Below are 22,891 nucleotides of genomic sequence, written 5' to 3' on the forward strand. Positions count from 1 at the left end.
GTTCCGGGGCCATGGTTAGGCGCTGGGAGGCCGCTTGCCTAGGGGGCCGCTCCCGTCGCCCTCACGCGAACAGCACCAGAGAGCGACCCGCGAGTTCGACGGCCTCCGCGCCACCGGCCGTTGAGCGGGCCGGCCCCTCGCCCATGTCCGTGTCCAGCACCGCCTCCCAGCGCTTCCCCCCGCGTTCGGGCAGGACGAACGGCACGGGCGCCTCATGGGGATTGAAGGCGAGGATGAGTTCACGCCAAACACCCTCCTGTCCCTGAAGGTCCTCCCGCGCCAGGCGAACGGCGATGGAGGTGGCGCCGGCATCGGCCCATTGTTCCAGCGTCTGCTCGCCGCCGCCCGGATTGAGCCAGGTGACGACCATGCCATCGCGGAAACTCGCCCGCCGCAGCAAGGGCTGGCGGGCGCGCAGGGCCAGCAGCTTGCGCACGAAGGCGGTCAGCGCCTTGCCCTCCTCCGTTATGCCCTTCCAGTCGATCCAGGAGAGAGGATTGTCCTGGCAATAACAATTGTTGTTGCCATCCTGCGTGCGGCCGAACTCGTCGCCGCCGAGCAGCATGGGCGTGCCGTGCGAGAGGAGCAGCGTCGCCAGCAGGTTGCGCTTCTGCCGCTCGCGCACGGCGCGAATGCCCGGATCGTCGGTCGGGCCTTCCACGCCGTAATTGAAGCTGCGGTTGTGGGAGTGGCCGTCGGCATTGTTCTCGCCGTTCGCCTCGTTGTGCTTGTCGTTGTAGGAAACGACGTCGTTGAGGGTGAAACCGTCGTGGGCGGTGATGAAATTCACCGAAGCCCAGGGCCGGCGCCCGCGCTGATTATAGATGTCGCCGGAGCCCGTGAGGCGAGCCGCAAAGTCGCCTGTGGTGCCCTCGGTATCGCGCCAGTAATCGCGCATGGTGTCGCGGAATTTGTCGTTCCACTCGCCCCAGCCGGGCGGGAAGGCGCCGACCTGATAGCCGCCAGGGCCGATGTCCCAGGGCTCCGCGATCAGCTTCACCTGCGCGAGCACCGGATCCTGCCCGATGGCATCGAGGAAGCCGCCGCGCGGATCAAAGCCATGGGGCTCGCGGCCGAGGATCGTGGCGAGGTCGAAGCGGAAGCCGTCCACCTCCATCTCGCTCGCCCAGTAGCGCAGACTGTCCAGCACCATCCGCATCACGCGCGGATGGGCGACGTTCATGGTGTTGCCGGTGCCGGTGTCGTTGATGTAGTGGCGCGGCGTGTCGGGCATCGTCCGGTAGTAGCTGAAGTTGTCGATGCCCTTGAAGGAAAGCGTCGGCCCCAGCTCATTGCCCTCGGCGGTGTGGTTGAACACCACGTCGAGGATCACCTCAATGCCCGCATCATGGAAGGCCCGCACCATGCGGCGAAAACCGGCGCGCCCGCGGGGGCCGCGATAGCGCAGCTCCGGCGTGAAGAAGGAAATCGTGTTGTAGCCCCAGTAATTGGCGAGGCCCTTTTCCACGAGATAGGGATCATCGGGAAAGGCATGCACGGGCAGAAGCTCGACGGCAGTGACGCCGAGGCTCTTCACATAGTCCACCACCGCGCGATGCCCCATGCCCTCGAAGGTCCCGCGCAGGTCCGCCGGCACCGAAGGATGCAGCTTCGTCATGCCCTTCACATGGGTCTCATAGATCACCGTCCGGTCCCACGGCACGCGGGGCTTGGCGTGGATGCGACCGCCGTCCTCGCGCGGATCCACCACGCGGCACTTGGGCATGAAGGGCGCGCTGTCCTGCGTGTCGAAGGCGAGATCCTGCTCCTCGCCGCCGAGCACATAGCCATAATGAGCGGGAGACGATTTCACCGCCCCCACGAGATCGCGGGCGTAGGGATCAATCAGCAGCTTGTTGGGATTGAAGCGGTGCCCCTCCTCCGGGGCATAGGGGCCGTGGACCCGGTAGCCATAGAGCGTGCCGGGTCCGACGCCCGGCAGATAGCCGTGCCAGACCTCGTCCGTATATTCGGGCAGGGTGATGCGCTCCAGCTCCTGCCGGCCGGTGCCGTCGAAGAGGCAGAGTTCCACCCGCTCCGCATGCGCGGAAAACAGCGCGAAATTCGTCCCCTGCCCGTCGTAGACGGCGCCGAGCCGCGTCGGATCGCCGGCCAGGATTTCGCGGACGGGGTGAAAATCATGCTGCATGGGGGGCTCGCGCGGTTCGACATCCGAACTGAAACGCTGCCGCGCCCGCAAAGTTTCCCTTGCCGGAGGCGAGGGTTCAGGCGGCCCCCGCCGCCTTTTCCAGTTCCGCCACGCGCTTCTTCAGCGCCTTGGTCTCCTCGAAGCGGCGGGAGACATCGCGGATGGACGAGATCATGCCCGAGACCTGCCCCGCCCCATCCTTCAGGAGGACGATGGTGAATTCGATGGAGATGCGTCCCCCATCCTTGCGCAGGCCGGGCACCGCGAGGAGATCGCCGGCGCCGTAGCGGCTCTCGCCGGTGGCGACCGTGACGTGATAGCCCTCCCAATGGCGGGCGCGGAACGGCTCGGGGATGATGATATCCAGCGACTGCCCCACCGCCTCCTCCGGCGTGAAGCCGAAGATGCGCTCGGCGCCCGGGTTCCAGAGCGTGATGATGCCGTCGCGGTCGCAGGCCACCACCGCATCGGCGGCGCTGCCGAGAAGGGCGCGGCCCAACTGGTCTTCAAGGCTCATGGTCTCGTCCGTCACGGGCTGGGGGGCGCGGGGCACTGCGGGGCGCACGGGGATGGGAGTCGTGGGGCTGGCAGCCTCTTCCAGGATCTCCTCCGGCGGGCCGAAGAATTCGTAATGGATGCGCGCGCGGTCCACACCCGCCTCATGGAGCCCTCGGGCCATGTCGCGCAGGAAATCGGCCGGACCGCAGAGGAAATAGTCGGCATCGCCGAGGGGCGTCTGGGTGCGCAGGAAATCCAGCGTCACGCGACCGCCATGCTGGTTCGCCCCAAGTCCCGCCTGGGGCGCGCGGGAATAGAAGATGTCCGAGCGGCCGGCGGGCAGCTTCGCCAGAAGGTCCGCCACGTGTTCGGCGAAGGCCTGATGGGCGGCATCGCGCGTGCAATGGATGAAATGCAGGGGCCCCGACCAGCCCTGAGCCACCGCCTCTTCCAGCATGGCCACCATGGGCGTCACGCCGACGCCGGCGCTCACCAGCACCAGCGGACGCTCGGCCGAAGACGGCAGCACGAAATCGCCACCGGGGCCGGCGACCTCCAGCGTGTCGCCGACCCGGAGCGCGTCATGCAGCCACGTCGACGCCGCGCCTTCCCGCTTCACCGAAATGCGCCAGTGATGGCCGTTGGGCGCGGTGGAGATGGTGTAATTGCGGATCAGCCGGGACGGATCGGAGAGGCGCAGGGTCAGGTGCTGACCGGCCTTGTGCACCGGGGGCGCCCCGCCATCGGCGGGCACGAGATGGAAGGAGGTGATCTGTGCCGTCTCAGGGTGCCGTTCGGCAACCGTGAACGCGCGCCATCCGCTGGACAATATTGACATGCCGTGATCGCCGGAACGTCGGCCAGAGGCGAACCGCCTCTCGCTCAACCTTCCGAGCGCCTCCCTTGTATTTTGCATACAAGGGTAACAGCCGCCGGCGAAGAAACAACCCGACCCGGATAGGGGGCGGTGTCGCAGGCACGAAGTGCAGCGGACGCGCCGAAGCGCGTCCGCTGCCGGACGTCATCCAGTGGTGGGGAAAGGATCACGCCCGTTCCGGTCGCGGCGCCCGGCCATCCGCCGGGTGGCACCGCAAAAGGGGGCGGCGGATTGCCCCGCAGCACATCCGCCGCGCAGAGAAGACCAACGGTGGGGGATGGTCATCTCCGTCTCGAATCCGGCCTGCGCCGGGGAAGCGTGAGGGCGGCGGGTGGCACGAAGGCACACCCGCCGCGAGAAGCCGGCCGTGGTGGGGAATAGCCGGCCTCATTCGCCTTCGGCACGCCGCCGAAAAGGGGATGGCGGGCCGCCCGGAAGCGCGCCCGCCGACGGAAATGGCCAGTGGTGGGGAAAGGCCATTCCCGTTTCCGGTCCGGCCGAAGCCGGGGAAGGAAGAGCGACGGGCGGTCCAAGGACACGCCCGTCGCCGGAAGACGGCCAGTGGTGGGGAAAGGCCGTCTTCGTCGGGGATCCGGTCGAACCCGGAAAGAAGATGGGCGGAGCCCGATGCGCCTCAGCCGGGCACGCCGGGCGGCGGCAGGCGGAGCGGAGGAAGGCCCGGAGCCGCGGAAGGGAACGGCGGCGGAGGCGGCAGTTGCGCCTCGAACACCTTCGCCCGATCCAGTTGCTCCGCCGTCAGCTTTGCCTTCAGCTTGTCGAGCGCCGCGAGCACCGCGGCCGCCTTCTTGCCGGAGGCCTGCACCCGTGCCGCCATTTCGGCCGGACGGGCGAAAGCATCCGTGCGGGCCGCGGGTTCATCCTTGGGCGGCGGCGGGAGCGCCATCAGCGCCTGAACCGCATCGGCATAATCCCGCCAGACATCGAGCTGGTCGGAGCGGATGCCGATGGCCGTCTCCTGCGCGTTGAGCATCGTGGCGAGCGCCAGCGGCGGAGGAAAGGGCGGCAGGCCGTGCAGAGGCGGGCGGGGCGGCAGACGTCCCGACGGCCCCTCGGCGCCAGGCGAGGACCGGTCCGGGCCGCCGGGCGGCAGACCGGTCGCATCGGCCACACGCTGCTGGAGCGCAGGGCGCTCAAGGCCCTCGCTCGGATCCGCATGCGCGCTGGCGGTGACATAGCCTGCGATCCCCGCCCCCATGAAAAGGGCGACCAGGCCGGCGTTTCGTGTTGCTGTCACGTCCTGCATCCCGTCGTTCGATGAAAGCCATCCTGACGGGACAGGTTTGCTGCCGAAGGTCAGCGATTTGCCCGATGTTGCCGCGCCGGGCGATTTTGTAACCGGATGTTTCCGCGCCCGCGTAGGCAATGCTCGGATGCACTCTGGCGAAGGCACGAGGCCGCGCGTAGCGTAATCAGGTTTCCCGACACAGGGCTTGGAAACCGAAGCAGGACAGGACGCCGAGTGGAAAACGCGCCGCATGTACTCGTGGTCGACGATGACCAGGAAATCCGCAAGCTTCTCGCGCGCTATCTTCTCAGCCAGGGCTTCCGGACCACGGTCGCCGCCAGCGGCCGCGAGATGGAGGAGTGCCTCGCCTCCAGCCGCTTCGACATGGTGGTTCTCGACCTGATGCTGCCCGACGCCTCGGGGCTCGATCTGTGCCGCGCCCTGCGCGCTCGTTCGCGCCTGCCGATCATCCTGCTGACGGCGTTGAAGGAGGATGTGGACCGCATCATCGGGCTTGAGATCGGGGCGGACGACTATCTCGGAAAGCCCTTCAATCCCCGCGAGCTGGTGGCCCGCATCCGCGCCGTGCTGCGGCGGGCGACGGAGCGCGAGGAACCCGCGGCGCCGGGTGCGATCTATCGTTTCGCCGGCTTCACCGCCGATCAGGGCACACGGCAGGTCACCAGCGAGACGGGCGCGGAAGTGGCTCTCACAGCCGCGGAGTTCGACCTGCTGGTGGCCTTCCTCGAACGCCCCGGCCGCATCCTGTCGCGCGACCAGTTGCTCGACATCACGCAGGGGCGCGAGGCCGGCCCCTTTGACCGCTCCATCGACGTGCTGGTCAGCCGCCTGCGGCGCAAGCTCGGGGACGCCGGCAGCTTCCAGATCCTGAAGACCCAGCGCAACGGCGGCTATCAGCTCTCCGTGCGCGTCGAGGCGCTGAAGCCCTCCGCATGAATTCGCTCCGCACCAAGCTCATCGCGCTTCTCGTCACCGCGCTGGTGGTGGTGATCATCATCGCGACGGTCGTCTTCTTCTACCTGGTCGCGCCCCGCCCGCAGCGGCCGGAGGGGGAGCGGCACATGGCGGAGGCCAGCGTCGTCGCGCTCATTATCGGCCTGCTCAAGGATCAGGCGCCGCCCCTGCACCTGCCGGCCATCAGCAATGGGGAGCCGGACGGCATGTATGACCCCATGGCGACGCAGGAGCTGGCCCATCTGCTGGCGCAGCTCGGTGTCACGGAACCGGTGCGGGTCTATCGGCGCGAATTCGGCCGCCATGCAGCCGCCGTTCCGCTACCCGACGGCCGCTACGTGGTGCTGCCCATCCAATTGATGCCTCCCGGGCCGCCCGGCGACCTGCCCTTCTTCCTCATCGGCTGGCTGGCGCTGGTGGCGCTCGGGACCACCGGCGTCGTCGCCGTCGCCGTCTATCGCATGACGAAGCCACTCGAGATCATCGAGCGGGCCGTGGCGGAGATCGGCCCGGACGGTGAGCTGCCGCGCCTTGAGGAAAAGGGCACCACGGAAGTGCGCGCGGCGGCCGTCGCCATCAACCGCCTCTCGGACCGGCTGCGCAGTTCCATGGAGAGCCGCATGCGCATCGTCGCGGCCGCCGCCCATGACCTGCGCACCCCCCTCACCCGCATGCGCCTGCGCGCGGAATTTCTGGAGGAAGAGCGCGAGCAGTGGCTGTCGGACCTGAGCGAGCTTGACCGCATCGCCGACAGCGCCATCCGGCTCGTGCGCGAGGAAGTGGAGAGCGCCGGAGACGAGCCGGTGGACCTCCACACTCTCGCCCGCGACCTGGAACGGGAGTTGAAGCAGACAGACCTCAGCATCGAGCTGGTGCGGGCCGAGCCGGTGACGGTGGCCGGCCGTCCCATGGCGCTGAAGCGGGCCATGCGCAATCTCATGGTCAATGCCGCCACCCACGGCCGCTCCGCCCGCATGGCGGTCTCCGCCGAGGGCGGCAAGGGTGTGCTGGTGATCGAGGACGACGGGCCAGGCATTCCCGATGCGCTGATGGCACGGGTGTTCGAACCCTTCTTTCGCGTGGATCCCGCGCGGCAGGCAATCATTCCCGGCGCCGGGCTCGGACTTGCCATCGCCCACGAGATCGTCACCCGCCACGGCGGCCGCCTCTCCCTCTCGAACCGCCCGAGCGGCGGCCTGCTCCAGCGCATGGAGCTGCCCGCCGCGACCGAGACGCTCTGATACAGGTGGTGCCCTTGGGCGACGTCCATAGCCTTTCAAAATCCGCGGCCGGACCGCTGCCAAACCAGTGGGCGTGCGGTGCAGCGGCGCGCGTGCCGTTGCGCGGACAATGGTCGGAGCGCCAGGATTTGAACCTGCGTCCTTTTGCTCTCGAAGCAGAGGCGCCGCCATGCACCTGATGCCAACCGCCTACTTCTTGGCGCTGGCGCCAGCGTTGTACTGGTAGTTGCCCTCAAGCTGATCGAGAACGACCGTATTGGGTGGATTGGAGTCGGCCGTGGCCGTCAGGACCATGTCCTTGTCCAGCTTGCGCGATCTGAACTGCCATCCGGCCGGCAAGGTCAGGCGCTTGCCCAATGTGGGCAGGTTTTCGATGGTGTTCTTGGGGTCGATCTTCAAGGACAAACTGAACATGGTGTAGACGGCGCCCTCGGGCGTGATGAGCTCGTACACCGTCTCGCCCGCCTTGAAGAGCATAGAACTGGTTCGTTTTGAAACCATCGGCTTATAGGCCGGCATCGATCCCGAAACGAACTTCTCCAAGCTCGGGACTTCAAAGACACCGTCCAGATTCAAGGGAATCCCGGCGATCACTCTTTGCTTGCAGCCGTCCCAGGACATTCCGGTTATGGTGTTCGCCACCAGACGACGCGGGCCATTGAAGAAGACCCCGTCGCCCCCGAACTCCTTCTTCAAGGTCTCCGCATTCAGAGCGCGGAAACGCGCGTCCATCACGTCTTTGGACTTGGGAAGTTTGTTGCTGAGTGAGTTGAAGTAGTTGCCGATCCCGCCACCGTCAGGCTGGCGGAACATGAACAAAATCTCGTAGAAAGCTCTGCCGCGCCAGTTCTCAGCCTTGATCGGGCAGGGATCGGTCAGATTGACCATCGGGGCTTGCGCTTGTGCCGTGAGGGGCCAGACCACCGCAGCGACCAGCGTCGCAGTAGCGAAGACGCGAGTCCATAAGCTCTGAATACGCATCATGACCGATCCTTCCGGTTGGGTGGTTGCGGGATCGAGACTTCCAATGGAGACGCGCGCCGCAATTTTATATTTCTAGCGATCAGTCGACGCCCACCGTTGAACGTTTCTTTAGTCAAAGGTCACGCTGGGGACGCGCATTTGCAAGCCCCCAAAACCTTGTCATGAACGTCCATTTGCGCTGAACTCCGTCAAAATCGGCGCCGCGTATGCCGGAAATGGTGATATTGCTTCATTAAGACGCACCTATTCTACGGTCTCTACTGCATGCATGACAATCAGTCCGCTCGGATCAGACGGCGTCCGCCAAACCGCTATCGGTCATAGGATTTCGGGCCGTCTGGAGTCGGAGCTGATCCGAAGACCATGGCACTCCAGCTTGACGCGGCGCTCGGGACCACGCCGAAGAGGACGGGTCGACGGTCTCAGCCGCTCGATGCGTCTTGTCACAACGAGGCGCCGACCCCGCCCAAACGGCAATGTGAAACGCGTCCGGGGCCGCTTCGGCTGGAGAGAGCGCGGATCGCCACGCACATGCCAGCAACGATGAGCTGTGTCAGGCGATGGAAGCCGCGAATCTGCTCTCCCGCCCCGTCCCAGACGACGCAAAATCACCGCAGTTTCACAGAAGCGGAGGGTGGCTATGGGCGCTAAGTAGTGGTCGGAGCAGCAGGATTTGAACCTGCGACCCTCTGCTCCCAAAGCAGATGCGCTACCAGGCTGCGCTATGCTCCGACACGCCGCGAGGGCTTGGCGTCTCTACGTTCTTTCATCGGACAACGCAAGTCGGCCGGCAGGGAATGTGGAGGATGCCCACCCCTGCCGCAAGCCGACCCCAGAGACCGCAAGCGCCATGCCGCCCGCCTCAGTTGCCGCGGGCCAAAGCGAGGAAGGCTTCGGCCGCCTTCACGGCGGCGGTGAAGAAGGCCTGCTTCGGCGCCTCGCGGGCAAAGCACGCGCGATAGGCATCCGTGCCGTCGCTTGCGAGGCGCGTGATCTCGTCCTGCCGGTTGGCGGAAGGCTTTTTCTCTTTCGCCAGCATGCGTGCAAGCGCGTCGGCCTTAACCTTGTAGGGCGTCCACACGGCCTCGCAGGCAGGAATGGGCCCGATGGTGAGCTTCGCCATGGTCATGCCGACCACCGCCCGTCCGTTCCCGATGCGCAGGATGGAGATCTCGTTCGGCGCCGTCGTGCCCGCCGGCTCGTCCACCTGAAGGCCGAGGACCGCGAGGGCCGTCTCACCTGGTGAAGCCGCAACAGGCAACGCCACATAAGGCTGGAAATAGCCGCCGTCCCCGGCAATGGCGTTCTGGAAGAATTCGGCTGTTCCCACAGCCGTCGGCAGACCCGAGCGGAGCGCGCGAGGCGCACCGTCATCCTTCGCGCGGGCGGCGAGCCAGGCGGTGAAGACCGCTTCGGGGGTCACCACCAAGCGGGTCGAATAATCGGCATTGGCGAAGGCGAGGCCATCGAGCCGGCGCGTGGGCGTTGCCGCGTCCTCGGCGAACGTTCCAAGACTATATCGCGGCGGCCCCATCCCCTCGAACGCGAGCGGTCCGAGCGCGACGGACAGAAGGCGCGCCAGCTCTGCGGCGGAAGCTTCCTCCTGCTTCTGAACAGCGGGATCGTCCGCCTTGCCGGCCTTGGCGGCGGCGAGGGAGGCGGCTATGGCCTGATCGCGGGCAGCCACATAAGCGTCGATGGGATCGGCCTGAACAGGGAGCGGCAGCAACACGGCCAGCAGGCCCGCTGCAAAAAGCCTGCGGCGCATCACGCGCCACCGGAGCGCGTAAGTGCGGGTATCGGCGCGCATGTCCCATGCCCCATTTGCGCGCTGGCAGAGGCGCCAGCCCTTTCCTTATGCGCAAGGAACGGCGGAGCATCAATCCGGCCGGGCTTGAGGTCCCTTCAGGAAGCCGCCAGTTGCTCCAGCCCGCCCCGCTGGCGTTCCACCATGTCGTAATAGACCCCGCCCTGCCGCATCAGGACATCCGGCGGGCCGTCCTCCACGATGCGCCCGCCTTTCAGCACGAGGATCCGGTCAAAATTGCGCAGGGTCGAGAGGCGGTGCGCGATGGTGAGCACGGTGCGCCCCGCCATCAGATTCTCGAGTGCCTCCTGGATCATCTCCTCCGCCTCCGTATCGAGGGCGGACGTGGCTTCGTCGAGGATCAGGAGCGGCGCATTCTTCAGAAAGGCGCGGGCGATGGCGATGCGCTGGCGCTGCCCGCCGGAGAGCTTCACGCCGCGATCGCCGACGATGGTCTCCAGCCCCTCCGGCAGGGCCTCGATGAAGGGGCGGCAACGCGAGGCGATCGCGGCATCCCACACTTCCGCATCGGACGCATCGGGACGGCCATAGCGGATGTTCTCCAGCAGCGTGCGGTTGAGCAGGGCGGTGTCCTGCGGCACCACGGCGATGGCGCTGCGCAGGCTCTCATCGGTGGCGCGGGAGATGTCGTGGCCGTCGATGAGAATGCGCCCCTCATCCACCGCATAGAAGCGCTGGAGCAGAGCGACGAGCGTCGACTTCCCTCCGCCCGAAGGGCCGACCAGCCCCACCCGCTGCCCGGCGGGAATCTCGACATTGATGCCTTCGAAAACCTTGCGCCCCGAGGGATAGCGGAAGGACACCCGTTCGAAGCTGACGCTGGCGCCCTTCGGCACCAGCGCGCAGGCCTCCGGATGCTCGCCCAGTTCATGCGGAGACAGCAGCATGGAGAGCGCTTCGGAGAGGCGCGCCATGTGCTGCGTCACGTCCACCAGCGCCACCGCCAGATCGCGCGTGGCGCTGAGCACGGACAGGCCTAGCGTGCAGACCAGCACCACGTCTCCCGCCGTGGCCCGCCCCTCCTGCCACAGCGTGATGGCCCAGGCGAGGAGCGCCAGCGTCATCACGACGACGATGAGAGCGTGCGTGAGCCGCAGCTTTTCGAGATAGATGAGGCTGCGCCGACGCGCGACAAGTTCAGCGTTCACCGTGCGATCGAACCGCAGGTGCTCGCGTGCGAGGCCGCCGAAGGCACGCACCAGGGTCATGTTGCCGACCACGTCTACCATTTCGCCATCCACCGCCGCCGCCTTGTCCGCGAAGGCGTGATGGAGCGGGCGCCCGGCGGAGGCGATGCGGAACATCACCGCCATCACAACGGCGGCGATGCCCACCAGAACAAGTGCCATGGTGCCGCTCACCAACGCCAGATAGGCGATGGCGCCGACGGTCGCGACGCAGGGCGGCAGCACGTTCCAGACGAACATGTTCTCGATCTGGAAGGCGGCATTGGAGGTCGCCGTGATGCGGCTCGTCAGCACGCCGGGCAGGCGATCGGCGAAATAGCTTGGGGCGTGTCCTGTGAGGTGGCGGAAGAGGTCGGAGCGCAGATCGCCCGTGACGTGCACGAAGGCATGGCTCGCCGTCCAGCTGGCGATCCGCCACAGGAAATTGTCGGCCGCGACGAAGGAGACCAGCAGCGCGAAGGCGCCCCAGGCACCGCTCCCCTGCCCCGGACCAGCGGAGAGCGTATCGACGAGATACTTCACGCCATATTGGGTGCTGACCGAGAAGCCCACCGCGCCCAGGACCGCGATGAGGATGACGGTGTGCGAGATGGGACGCCGCCCCACGTAATGGAGCAGGAAGGCGATGGGCCGCGCAGCAAAGCGCGTGATGTCGCGCGCGGCCGCAGCGTCATGCCGGCGTGTGCTGTCTGTCATTCTCGGGCTTTTCTGGAACATTCGGACAGATGCCGCATTGCGATACAAGGCCTGCCTTCCCGTTCTGCGTTTCCCCAATGGCAGCCCTGACCGGTCGTGGTCGCCGATTTTCCAGCGTGCCGTGACCTTAACTTTGTCGAAGGGCTTTCGTTCATGAAAATCGCACAAATCGCTCCGCTGACCGAAGCCGTGCCGCCCACGCTGTATGGTGGCACCGAACGTGTGGTGTCGTGGCTGACGGAAGAACTGGTGGCCCTCGGCCATGAGGTGACGCTGTTCGCCAGCGGGGATTCCCGCACGTCCGCGCGGCTGGAGGCCATGTGGCCCCGCGCCCTGCGCCTAGACGGAACCGTCCGGGACCCCAATGCCCTGCATATGGCGATGATCGAGCACGTCTATCGCCGGGCGGGCGAGTTCGACATCATGCACTTCCACCTCGACTATTACCCCTTCTCGCTGATGTCGCGGCAGCCGACGCCCTTCGTCACGACGCTGCACGGGCGTCTGGACCTGCCGGAGCACCAGCCCCTGTTCCAGACCTTCTCCTCCCTGCCGGTGGTCTCCATCTCGGACGCCCAGCGCCGCCCCGTGCCCAATGCCAATTGGGTGGAGACCGTCCATCACGGCCTGCCGGTGGACCTGCTGGGGCCAAAGCCGGCCGAGCCGCGCTATCTCGCTTTCCTCGGCCGCATCTCGCCGGAGAAGCGGCTCGACCGCGCCATCCGCATCGCCCAGCGCTGCGGCCTGCCGCTGAAGGTGGCGGCCAAGATCGACCGCGCCGACGAGGACTATTTCAACGACCAGATCCGCCCCCTGATGGGCGACCCGAACATCGAATTCGTCGGTGAGATCGGCGATGCGGAGAAGCCCGAATTCCTGAGCGGCGCCATCGCCCTGCTCGTCCCCATCGACTGGCCCGAGCCCTTCGGCCTCGTGATGATCGAGGCCATGGCCTGCGGCACGCCCGTCATCGCCTATAACCGCGGCTCCGTGCCGGAGTTGATCGAGGATGGCATCACCGGGTTCATCGTCGAAGACGAGATCAGCGCGGCCGGGGCCATCCGGGATCTGCCGGCCATCTCGCGCGAGGGCGTACGACGGCGCTTCGAGCAGCGCTTCACGTCGCGCCGCATGGCTGAACAATATCTCAGCCTCTACCGACGCCTCATGGACCGGGGCCGCATGCGACCCCATCTTGTCTCCGCGGGCTGAGAACGATCCGAGGGGAGCCCGAGCGGCTCCCCTTTTGTTTGTGGATCAGGCCGCCTCGGGCGTGCGGTCGCGCGTCTCCGGCATCAGCATCGCGACGCCCCCGAGTCCCAGCATCGCAACGGCTGCCATCCCCATGAAGGCGGTATAACTGCCCCAGGTGTCCGCCATATAGCCGCTGAGAACGGTGCTGATGGAGGCGCCGATGCCCATGGCGCAACCCACCGTGCCCTGCGCGAGATTGAAGTGGGGCCCGCGCGCCACGTCGGCCACCGTCAGCGGCACAAGCACGCCGAGGACCGCTGCCGAAATGCCATCCAGCACCTGAATGGCCACGAGGATGTAAGGTTCGGACGTCAACGCGAAGCAGACGCCGCGCAGCACAAGTGCGGCAAATCCGACGATCAGCAGCGGCTTGCGCCCCCACGATTGCGCCCCCTGCCCGACGAAGGGGGACAGCAGCGTCACCGTGAACTGCGGCACCACCATCGCGGCGGCCACCATGAGCGTCGCCGCCTCGCTGGAGCGCAGGGTGAGCATGCTGGCGGCCAGCGGCAACATAGCGGCATTGGCGAGATGGAAGGTGACCACGCAGCCGCAGAAGATCAGCAGCGGCCGGTTGGCAGCCAGATGCCGGAGACCCGAGAGGGTTGTGCGCCAGCCCCGCCCTTCGCCCGGCTGCGGCGGCGCGGGCGGCGCGATCTCGCGGCCGTCGATGCTGAAGAGCGCATGAAGTGCGGGGATGACCAGCGCGGCGGCGAGAAAGAACACAGCGTGGTTCGAAACATAATAGCCGACCGCGCCCATGGTGAGCGCGGCCACGCCGGTGCCCGCCGACGCGAAGGCGGCGTTGCGGCCAAGGCGTGCGCTGATCCCGCCCGCCCCCACAAGGCCAAGACTCAGCGACACCAAGCACAATCCCAACACGCTGCTCGCGGCAGCGTGGAGCACGCGCGAGGCCAGCACCACGGGAAAGATGGGCCATGCGGCGAACAGGACGGCGCTGATGCCGATGGCGATCAGCGCGACCATCGCCGTGCGGCGCAGGGCGCCGAGCGCGTCCACCAGCGCGCCGAAGGGGATCTGCCCGAAGAGGCTGACAAGGCCGCTGATGGTGAGCACGAGGCCGATATCGAGCTGCGTCCACTTCTGCGTGGTCAGGAACACCGCCACGAAGGGGCCGAAGCCTGTCTGGATGTCCGCCACACAGAAGACGAACCAGTCGAGCCCCCGCCTGCTGCGCCGGGAGGGCGAGGTGCCGTCATGCGGGGGATCGGGCAGTCGGGAGCGGGGCTCATGCACGTCGCAAAGGTTCCTCGTCCGCGAGAAATGCGGGTCCAGTGCGAACCGGACATACGCCTTCCGGCCACGGCGTCACCGCGTCGCCGGTTCAGGGCTTCGGCTGGACCTCGCCGGCAGGGGGCGGAGCCGCCTCCGCGGCAGGAGGCGCAGGTCGTGGCGGGACGGAGGCCGGCGGTGTGGCCGCAACCGGCGGCTGCGCGGGCGCTGCTCCCGCCGCGGGCGGAGCGGGAGGAGGCCCGGCCGGTGCCTGAGGGGCGCCGGCACTCTCGGACCGGCCGACCACCACAATCGGTTCTCCCGCCTTGTACACGGGAGCGGAGCGCAGCTGATTGCGCTGGAGCTGGACCGTCAGCTTGTCCATCGTCCCGCCGGGCGGAAAATGCATGACGCGCCAGTCGACGGCGATCTTGCGGCTGCCGACACCGAGGAAGCCGCCGAAATCCACGATCACCGCTCGCAGCATGCCGGAGCGGTCGGTGATGACGTCCACGATGCGCCCCATATCCTCGCCGCTCGGGCTGAGCACGGGCTTGCCAAGCAGCGTATCGGCGGAATTGCCGTCGATGACGAGCGCCGGTGTTTCAGTGGGGCGCTCGCCCGGCGGGGGCACGGCGGCAGAAGGGGCCGGCGCAGGCGCCGGGCTCGCGACAGGCGGTAGCGTCTGCTGGGCAGAGGGAGCACCTCCGGGGGCGGCCGGCGCCTGAGGAGTGGGCGCCGTGGGGGACGCCGGCGGAGCGGGAACGGCGGGCTGCGCGAGGGCTGCCAGCGGCATCATTCCCGCCGCGACGAGCATGATCTTCAGTCGGGCGGCACGGGATCGGCGCATGGGTCATCCTCTCGATTGGTGTTGCGCGACGGGCGGGCGCAGCCTCACAGGAGGACCACCGCCTGCCCGTGGCCAACCCGGCGGTCGACGCCAACCGCCACGTCCTCGCCCCGCCGCTGCACGGTCACGTCGAGTTCCGTACGGCCGACCCGCAGGTTTTTGAGGGAAAGCTCGGAAATGGACGGGGGCAGCCGGGGGCGTCGGAAGATCACCTCTTCCGTCTCCGGCCGGAAATCGATGCCGAGGCAGGCCTGCACGCCCGCGAAGATCGCGGCGCTCGCCCAGGCCTGCGGGGCACATGCCACCGGATAGAGGGTCGGCCCCCGGCCCTTGCGCCGCCGGAAGCCGCAATAGAGCTCCGGAAGGCGCCCGAGCGGCAGGCTGCACCCCGCATCGAGCAGCGCCTCCAGTACGTTCACCGCCGCTTGCGTGTGTCCGTACCGGGCCATGCCGAGAGCCGCCACTGCATTGTCGTGGGGCCAGATTGAGCCGTTGTGATAGGACATGGGATTATAGCGCGCCTCTGTCCGCGCCACCGTGCGGATTCCCCAGCCGGAGAAGCTGTCCGCGTCCATGAGGCGGCCGATGACGGAGGCCGCACGGTCCTCCCGCACGATGCCCGAGAAGAGGGCGTGACCCGGATTGGACGTGGCCACCCGGCACGGGGACTTTTGGCCATCGAGCGCCAGCGCATAGGTGCCCATGTCCGGGCACCAGAAGTGGGCCTCGAACCGCTCCGCCAGCGTCGCCGCTTCCAAGGCGAGGCCCGTCGCAAGGTCGGCATCCCCGAGATCGTGGGCGACCCGCGCCAGCGAGACCTTGGCCGCATACACATAGGCCTGCACCTCGACGAGGGCGATGGGCCCTTCCGCCAGCCGCCCGTCGGCGTGGAAGGTGCTGTCGAAAGAATCCTTCCAGCCCTGGTTGGAAAGGCCGGTCTCGGTCGCGCGGTGATATTCGAGGAAGCCGTCGCGATCCCGGTCGCCGGCACCGTTGATCCAGCCAAGCGCGGCGAGGATGGCGGGCCAGAGGCCACGCAATGTCTCAAGGTCGCCGGTCCGCTCGTAATAGCGCCCCGCCAACAGAACAAAGAGCGGGGTTGAATCGACGCTGCCGTAATAGCGGGCGAACGGCACCTCCTTCATGCGGGCCATTTCGCCGCCGCGCATCTCGTGGAGAATCTTGCCGGGCTCGGCATCCGCCTCGGGATCCGTTTCGGTCGCCTGAAGGTCTGCCAGACGCTTCAGCACGCCGCAGGCTATGCCGGGGTCCGCCCACAGCATGGACAAGGCCGTGAGGAGGCCGTCACGGCCGAATGTGGTCGAGTACCACGGGATGCCGGCATAGGGATAAAGACCCTGCGGCGTCGGGGTGAGCAGCATCGCGACGTCGGCCGCAGAGCGCTCCAGCACGTCGTTGACGCGAGCATTGGACGAGACGATGGACGCCATGTCCGAGCGGATGGCGCGTGTCGCGCGGCAGGCCTGCTGGAGGCTCTGGAGGAAGGGCCGCCGCATCGCTTCGCCCTGCGGGCCGGCGGCGATGGTGGCAAAGAGGGATGTCCGCTCGCCCGGTGCGAGCTTCACCCGGAAGTCGGCGCGTCCCGCGGTCAGGGTCTCGGGCGTCGGGCGGAACTCCACGCGGGTGCGTGCCTCGACGCCATCGAGCGCCCGATATCCCAGTTCCACGCGCCCCGGCTGCATCACCGGCGGCAGCGGCAGCCCGCGCGCCTTGCGCCTGGCGCCACGCGCCTCGAACAGATCAATGAAGTCGGCATCGAACCTGTAGGTGAAGACGAGATCGACCGGCGCGCTGCCGTGGTTCTGGATGGAGCAGCGCTCGTGCGCGGCGTCCTGCCAGAGAAAGAAGAAGCGCACCACATGCAGCGTATCCTTGGGGATGAGCTTCTGCGCGCCGCCGTGAATGTCCGGATTGGTGAGATCGACGGCCAGCCCGGCATTGCCGTCGAGAATGGTCGAGCCGAGGAACAGCGGCTCCTCACCGCCAATGCTCAGCGACCAGAGGCACAGGTGGCGCGTGTCGGCGTGATAGATGCCGTCGGGCATGCCCACGGACACCCCCATGTCGCCATAAAGATCAAAGACCGCGAAGGTGTCGCCCTGTTTGAGTGTCCCGCGCGGACGGGAGGGCGGACCGTGGGAAGCAACGTCGAAGAGCGGCTCTTCGCTGCCATCGGGCATGTGCTGCAGGTTCATGGCTCCATCGGGTGCGTTTGAGCCGTGGCGGTTCAAGCACAACGGGCGGTGGATGAACGGAACGGAGCGTTTTTCCGCACCGCCCGACAGCAGGCCAACGCGCACGGCGCAGCTTGGTTCCCGACGTGGGGATGCCCGCCTCTGCGACGAAAAGCTGATGGATCAGCGCCGGCACCCCCCCCCCCCCGATTCAGCTTTGCTTTGCGAGCAATGGATCGATGATCCAGATCAATGCCGCGCCCGGCGCGGCTCGCATGATGGCTGTACCCGCGTAGGGGTTACACCTTTGCGGGTACTGCCGTGAGCCTCAACGGCGCTCGATCACGGACAGCTTCCCGCTCTGGAGCAGCGCCGAAAGCCGGGCTGCTGCGCCCGTAACGCAGCAGCCCCGTTCGTCCGGGGGGACCTGGTGTGCGCCATCGGTATTTCACATCGCTCGCCGCCATCGGCGGGCTGGCCGGACTTCTGGCCGCGGAACCTGCGGCCGACAGCGTTGCGAGCGATACGGTTCCGCAGGCGCACACGGCCCCGCGCGCCGGTCTCTATGTGGACGTGACCGTCGCGGACGCCTGCAAGGCGTTCCTGCCGGAAATCACGCGGGGGCTGGCGGCGGTGGGCGTGACCAAGCCTCCCCCCTGCCCCAGCCGCAGCGGCGTGGTCGTCCACCAGCCCGAACGCAACCAGTTCTTCCTTCGGGATTCCGTGAAGGCGACGACGGACGGCAAGGAACGCATCATCGCCTTCTCCGTCACCGCCACTTATCGCATCGACGACAGCGGCCACCCCATTTGGACAGAGGTGCAGTTCCGCTGCGAGCAATAAGGCAGCAGTGCTCGGACAGCACCCGTTCCTACGTCCCAGCTTCTGCGCTCTCCCTTCAGGCGCAGGCCGGGACAGGCGCGGCCGTCCGCCAGGCCGCGACCTGTGCAAGGTCCGCCTCCGGGCGTGAGGTCACGATCTCGAAACGGCCGGTATATATCGCTCCGGTGCCGCCATCGAGCGCGAGCCAGTCGCCCTCGTGAATCTCCTGCCCCGCGATGCGTGCCACATGCCCCGCCTCGTCCATCACGAGCGCGGCGCATCCCACCACGCTGGGCTTGCCCATCTGGCGCGCCACCAGCGCGGCATGAGCCGTGCGGCCACCCACCGCCGTCAGGATGCCGCTCGCCACCGAGAAACCCGTGACATCCGCCGTGCTGGTATCCGGCCGCACGAGGATGACCGGCTCTCCGCCCCCGGCCATGCGCTGGGCCGTCTCCGAAGAAAAGGCGACGCGCCCGCAGGCAACACCGGTAGAGGCGCCGGTCCCGTATGCGGCGGGATCGCCCGTCTCGGCCAGGTGCGTCTCGCTGAGCACATCCATGTCGAGGTCGTCGAGCCGCGCGAGCGCCTCGTGCGGCGTGATGAGGCCTTCCTCCACCAGCGCGACGGCGATGCGCAACGCGGCCTGCGGCGTCCGCTTGGCGTTACGGGTCTGGAGGATGAAGAGCCGCCCGTCCTCCACGGTGAACTCCACGTCCTGCACGTCGCCGAAGGCCCGTTCCAGCCGCGCCAGCACGTCGCGCAGTTCCGCCGCCGCCTCGGGCACCGCCGCACGCAGCACCTCCTCCCCGAGCGGGGTGCGGCTGCCGGAAACGACCTCCTCGCCCTGCGCCGAGAGCAGGACGTCGATCATGGGCGCGGCATCGCCGGTGGAGGGGTTGCGGGAGAAGGCAACGCCCGCGCCCGATGTCAGGCCCCGATTGCCATAGACCATCGCCTGCACGGTCACGGCCGTTCCCGCCAGATGCTCCAGCCGCTCGATGCGCCGGTAGGCCACCGCGCGCGGACTCATCCAGGAGCGATAGACGGCCTGCGCCGCAGCCAGCACCTGCTCCATCGGCGCGTCCGGCACGCTCTCGTCCGCCTCCTCGATGAAGTGCTGGTAGGTCTCCGAGAGCCGCTCCAGCGCTTCGCCGTCAAGGTCGAGGGCATCAGGCAGCCCTTCCGCCGCCGCGAGGGCGGCGGCGGCGCGATCGAAGCCGTGCGGATCGATGTTCAGGACCACGCTCCCGTAGCTTTCGAGAAAGCGGCGGCGGCAGTCCCAGGCGAAGCGCGGATGCCCGGTCATGCGGATGAGGCCCTGCGTCGCGAGGCGCGTGCATCCCACGTCCAGCACCGTCTCCAGCATGCCCGGCATGGAGCGCGCCGCCCCCGAGCGCACGGACACCAGCAGCGGCTGCCGGCCATCACCGAACCGCCGTCCGGTGCGCTCCTCCAGGAAGGCGATGCCCTCGCCGAGCCCCTCTTCCAGCGCCTTGCGGGCCTTGGGCTCGCCGGCCACGGTCGCCGCGCACAGGCTTACCGGCAGCACGAACGCCGGGGGAACGGGCAGCCCCAGCGCGGCCATGCGCGCGAGATTGGCGGCCTTCGCGCCCACCTGTTCCGCGCTCGGCAGGTCGGTCATGTCGGGGGCGATGCGTACGATGCGCATGATGGCGTCTCCGCAGATTTCGGGGATCAGAGCGCAAGCTCGGCAAGGACGTGGCCGCGCAGAGCGTGGCCATAGCCCGCCAGCCGATCGGTGGCGCGCTCCAGGGCACGGGCGAGATCGAGCGCGCACAAGGCCACGGTCAGGTCCGCGCCGCCCCGGAGCACCCGCCCCGTGACGGTACGCTCCTCGGCGTCACCGATGTGCTCGAGGTCCGCCAGCAGGTCCGCACTGGCGAGTGCATCCTCCGCATCGATCCTCTGGCCAGCCGGCACGGCCGCGGCTGCCGCCGCCCCGGACGCTGCCGCCTCGGCGCCGCGCACGGCGGCCGCGCACAGTTGCGACAGGGGGGCGAGGATGTCGGACGGCACATTGGCCGGCAGCAGGGAGGCGATGAAAGCGGCCTGTTCGAGTTCGTCCACCGCCTCCTCCACATGATCCGACAGGCGCTGGATGGCCGGGGCCGCCTCAAAGCGCGCGGCCTTCTGGCGGGCATCGAGGGCGAGACGGTCGGCCTTCTCCTCGCGCCGACGGGCGGCGGCGGCCAGGGCCGTGTGATCGAAGCCGACACCGGAGCGTTCCGCCACCAGCGCAGCGGCCACCTCCGCCGCCACTTCGCGGGCCAGTCCCGCCTGCCGCACCACGATGGCGAAGAGCGTCGCCTCGATCCGCTCCAGATGTCGCATTAGTTCGGCCTCGATGCGATCGCGGGCGAGGCGGGCGGAACTGCCTTCCTTCAGGGTCTCCGCGCAGATGCGCAGGACGCTCTTCAGGAAATCCACCGCGCCGTCGCGACCGAGCACGCCATCGAGCCGCTCGCCGAAGCCGATGCGCGCCGGGGCGGCATGCTGGACCGCAGCGGCCAGAAGCTCGCCTCCGCCAAGTTCAAGAAAGGCCCGCTGGCCGCAGCGATGACGGGCCGCCCATTCGAGCACCCGCACCGCCTCTTCCTTCGGAATGGCGGTGCGCAACACCTTGCGGGCCTTGTTCCAGTCGATGAGGAAGACAAGGTTGGCGCCGATCGCCTCCAGCACCGCTTCCCGGATCGCCGCGTCCGGGCTCTCGCAGCGGCCGGTGACGAGATAGAACACGCCTTCATCGGCGAGGCCCTCGGCCGTCTTGCGGTCCAGTCCGCTCCAGGCGAGCGGCACATCGCTGAGCAGGCCGGTGAAGAAGCGGGCACGGCGCAGATGGACGTCGGTATAGGTCACGCTCACGGCTTCGGGCTCGACCGTGATGACCACCACGTGGGCGTCCGTCTCGCCAATGTCGTTCTGGATGGTCAGGTGCTCACCGGACCTTGCGGCATGGGTGCCGAGGCCCGGATGGTCGAACTTGAGGCCCCGCGTCGCATTGAGTCCGCGCATGAAGGCTTCCACCAGCCGCCGGTCCCCGGTTGTGAGGCCGGAGGCCCGCGCACCCGCGACATCCTCCTCCGCATGCGCGACGGCAAGCCGGCTGAGGGCGCGGTGGAGGTCCATGATCAGCCGGTGCAGGCTGTCGCCCGTCTCGCCCGGAAGGCCGGTGAGCCGGGCGACCTCGCCAGCGGCGATGCTGTCGGTGCGGCCGAGCGCATGGGCCTCGCGCAAGGCGAGAAGACGAGCCTGAGCGGGTTCTGCGGCACCCGGATCAGCGGCCGCCACGCCCTGCGCCATCGCCTCCACGTCGCCCCAGATCGCCTCTCCCAGAGAGGCAATCCCGGGGGCCGAGACCTGACCGGCGGCGTCGGCCACCGCCGAAGCGACCAGTTCTTCCATCGCAACGGGATCAAGGCCCGCCGTCCGGCATTCCTGCGTCAGGGGCGAGCGCGACGCATCGGGGGCCGCCGCATGACGGGCCGCCGCCTGCAGGACGCTGAGGCGGACCTTCGCCCGATCATTGGCGCGCAGGGCCTCCGCGATAAGGCCCGGCAAGAGGACGTCCCTGTGTCCGAGATGTTCGATGATGCCCGTCTTCATCACGCCTGCTCCTGCTCTCGGTCCAACGAAAGCACAGAGCGGCCAGGACCGGTTTGCGGCAGGTCATTCATGGAATTGTCACGCAAAGCCCGGCCTACAGGCCCGCGAAACGCGCGGAATGGGTTGCGCTGATGGCCGGCTCACCATTAAAGCCGATGGGAAGCCGCACGCCGGTCGATCTTACCATCGTCGCGGCGGATACGGCTCCGCTCAAGCTTGTTGATCCGCTGCGCACGGGACCGCGATGATGTCCGAGCAACATGATATCCCGAAGCAGCCCTCCATTACGGCGCTGCTGCACGCGCTGCCCATCGGCGTCGAGATCTACGACCGCGACTTCAACGCCATCTTCTTCAACCGCGCCGCGGACGATCTCTTCCTCTACCCGGACAAGCCTATTCTCCACCACGACGAATGGTGGGAGCTCGGCTTTCCCGAGCCGCGCGAGCGTGTGCGCGTCATCGCGGAATGGTACCGCATGGTCGATGCGGCGCGGGCAGACCCGGCACAGGTGCAGGTGGGGGAATGGAACGTGCGCTGCCGGGACGGCGAGCAGCACATCGTGCAGTTCCGCTTCCGCTTCATCGACGACACCTTCCTGCTGGTGCTGCTGGATGTGACGGAGCGGCGGCGGATGGAAACCGAGCTGCGGCGGCTCGCCACCATCGATCCGCTCACGGAGATCTTCAACCGCCGCCACTTCATGGAGGTCGCACGGCAGGCCTTCGCCGAGGCCGAGCGCAGCCATGCGCCCCTCAGCCTGCTGACGCTGGACATCGACCACTTCAAGATCGTCAACGACACCCACGGCCACGGTATCGGGGACGAGGTGATCCGCGCGGTGGCGCGGCGATGCGGCCAGACGCTGAGGCCGAAGGACGTCCTGGCCCGCATGGGCGGGGAGGAGTTCGCCATTCTCATGCCCGGCACCACTGCGCAGGAGGCCTGCGCGCAGGCCTGGGCCTTGTTCGACGGTGTGACCTCCGAACCTCTCGTGTTGCCGGAGCTGCAACTGCGCGTCAGCATCAGCGTAGGCGGAGCCCAATGCCTGCCGGACGACAGTTCGCTCGACGCCACGCTGACGCGGGCCGATCGGGCACTATATGCGGCCAAGCGGAGCGGCCGCGGCCGGGTGGTTTTCGACAGCCTGGCGGGCGACGCGTCTGCCGGCTGAGGGCCGCCTTGAGGTGCGGCGGCTTGGCCGCAGGCCCGAAAACCTGCTATGCCGC

Annotated in this window: 16 protein-coding genes and 1 tRNA gene; 5 read left to right on the forward strand and 12 right to left on the reverse strand. The window is 67.9% G+C overall.

The features are described from left to right. Positions 1 to 61: 61 nt before the first annotated feature. The 3 genes from glgX to AZC_RS14230 form a co-directional block, all read right to left on the reverse strand. On the reverse strand, positions 62 to 2,149 hold the full coding sequence (gene glgX, locus AZC_RS14220) for a glycogen debranching protein GlgX (RefSeq protein WP_043879388.1): 2,088 nt from the start codon (positions 2,147 to 2,149) through the stop codon (positions 62 to 64). Between the two features lie 76 nt (positions 2,150 to 2,225). Further along, positions 2,226 to 3,485 carry a PAS domain S-box protein gene (locus AZC_RS26370; RefSeq protein ID WP_158304118.1) on the reverse strand — a complete coding sequence of 420 codons (1,260 nt, stop codon included), beginning with the start codon at positions 3,483 to 3,485 and terminating at the stop codon, positions 2,226 to 2,228. A gap of 673 nt (positions 3,486 to 4,158) precedes the next feature. Next, on the reverse strand, positions 4,159 to 4,779 hold the full coding sequence (locus tag AZC_RS14230) for a hypothetical protein (RefSeq protein WP_148209850.1): 621 nt from the start codon (positions 4,777 to 4,779) through the stop codon (positions 4,159 to 4,161). Between the two features lie 225 nt (positions 4,780 to 5,004). Between AZC_RS14230 and AZC_RS14235 the strand changes: the two genes are divergently transcribed. Both AZC_RS14235 and AZC_RS14240 read left to right on the forward strand, forming a co-directional pair. Further along, positions 5,005 to 5,727, forward strand: a complete 723-nt coding sequence (locus tag AZC_RS14235; protein ID WP_012171277.1) for a response regulator — start codon at positions 5,005 to 5,007, stop codon at positions 5,725 to 5,727. Beyond that, positions 5,724 to 6,986 carry an ATP-binding protein gene (locus tag AZC_RS14240; protein WP_012171278.1) on the forward strand — a complete coding sequence of 421 codons (1,263 nt, stop codon included), beginning with the start codon at positions 5,724 to 5,726 and terminating at the stop codon, positions 6,984 to 6,986. Before AZC_RS14235 ends, AZC_RS14240 begins: the two co-directional genes overlap by 4 nt. A 189-nt stretch (positions 6,987 to 7,175) precedes the next feature. On the opposite strand, the gene AZC_RS14245 is transcribed toward AZC_RS14240, so the two are convergent. From AZC_RS14245 to AZC_RS14260, 4 genes are all read right to left on the reverse strand, one after another. Beyond that, on the reverse strand, positions 7,176 to 7,970 hold the full coding sequence (locus tag AZC_RS14245; RefSeq protein WP_012171279.1) for a hypothetical protein: 795 nt from the start codon (positions 7,968 to 7,970) through the stop codon (positions 7,176 to 7,178). A gap of 655 nt (positions 7,971 to 8,625) precedes the next feature. After that, a tRNA-Pro gene (locus AZC_RS14250) sits at positions 8,626 to 8,702 on the reverse strand. Between the two features lie 130 nt (positions 8,703 to 8,832). Next, the gene (locus AZC_RS14255) at positions 8,833 to 9,738 is read right to left on the reverse strand and encodes a hypothetical protein (RefSeq protein WP_148209851.1); all 906 of its coding nucleotides are present in this window, start codon (positions 9,736 to 9,738) and stop codon (positions 8,833 to 8,835) included. A 137-nt stretch (positions 9,739 to 9,875) separates the two neighbouring features. Continuing rightward, positions 9,876 to 11,681 carry an ABC transporter ATP-binding protein gene (locus AZC_RS14260; protein WP_043879390.1) on the reverse strand — a complete coding sequence of 602 codons (1,806 nt, stop codon included), beginning with the start codon at positions 11,679 to 11,681 and terminating at the stop codon, positions 9,876 to 9,878. Positions 11,682 to 11,834: 153 nt separating this feature from the next. On the opposite strand from AZC_RS14260, the gene AZC_RS14265 reads away from it, so the two are divergent. Then, on the forward strand, positions 11,835 to 12,893 hold the full coding sequence (locus tag AZC_RS14265) for a glycosyltransferase family 4 protein (RefSeq protein ID WP_012171282.1): 1,059 nt from the start codon (positions 11,835 to 11,837) through the stop codon (positions 12,891 to 12,893). A gap of 45 nt (positions 12,894 to 12,938) precedes the next feature. On the opposite strand, the gene AZC_RS14270 is transcribed toward AZC_RS14265, so the two are convergent. From AZC_RS14270 to AZC_RS14280, 3 genes are all read right to left on the reverse strand, one after another. Beyond that, positions 12,939 to 14,192 carry an MFS transporter gene (locus AZC_RS14270; RefSeq protein ID WP_012171283.1) on the reverse strand — a complete coding sequence of 418 codons (1,254 nt, stop codon included), beginning with the start codon at positions 14,190 to 14,192 and terminating at the stop codon, positions 12,939 to 12,941. 88 nt (positions 14,193 to 14,280) lie between these two features. Then, positions 14,281 to 15,018, reverse strand: coding sequence for a PRC-barrel domain-containing protein (locus tag AZC_RS26280; RefSeq protein WP_012171284.1), 738 nt, complete (start codon positions 15,016 to 15,018; stop codon positions 14,281 to 14,283). Positions 15,019 to 15,062: 44 nt separating this feature from the next. After that, complete coding sequence (locus tag AZC_RS14280; protein ID WP_043879391.1) at positions 15,063 to 17,234, reverse strand: amylo-alpha-1,6-glucosidase; 2,172 nt, start codon at positions 17,232 to 17,234, stop codon at positions 15,063 to 15,065. A gap of 411 nt (positions 17,235 to 17,645) precedes the next feature. Between AZC_RS14280 and AZC_RS14285 the strand changes: the two genes are divergently transcribed. After that, positions 17,646 to 18,056 carry a hypothetical protein gene (locus AZC_RS14285; RefSeq protein WP_012171286.1) on the forward strand — a complete coding sequence of 137 codons (411 nt, stop codon included), beginning with the start codon at positions 17,646 to 17,648 and terminating at the stop codon, positions 18,054 to 18,056. Between the two features lie 55 nt (positions 18,057 to 18,111). Here the strand turns inward: AZC_RS14285 and AZC_RS14290 are convergent, their stop codons facing one another. Both AZC_RS14290 and AZC_RS14295 read right to left on the reverse strand, forming a co-directional pair. After that, the gene (locus AZC_RS14290) at positions 18,112 to 19,707 is read right to left on the reverse strand and encodes a PEP/pyruvate-binding domain-containing protein (RefSeq protein ID WP_012171287.1); all 1,596 of its coding nucleotides are present in this window, start codon (positions 19,705 to 19,707) and stop codon (positions 18,112 to 18,114) included. A gap of 26 nt (positions 19,708 to 19,733) precedes the next feature. Continuing rightward, positions 19,734 to 21,662, reverse strand: coding sequence for a hypothetical protein (locus AZC_RS14295; RefSeq protein ID WP_043879392.1), 1,929 nt, complete (start codon positions 21,660 to 21,662; stop codon positions 19,734 to 19,736). Between the two features lie 247 nt (positions 21,663 to 21,909). Here AZC_RS14295 and AZC_RS24460 point away from each other — a divergent pair, with 247 nt between their 5' ends. Beyond that, entirely contained in the window at positions 21,910 to 22,836 is a 927-nt protein-coding gene (locus AZC_RS24460) for a GGDEF domain-containing protein (protein WP_158304119.1), read from the forward strand. The last annotated feature ends 55 nt before the right edge of the window (positions 22,837 to 22,891 follow it).

Source organism: Azorhizobium caulinodans ORS 571, from assembly GCF_000010525.1.
Lineage (GTDB): Bacteria > Pseudomonadota > Alphaproteobacteria > Rhizobiales > Xanthobacteraceae > Azorhizobium > Azorhizobium caulinodans.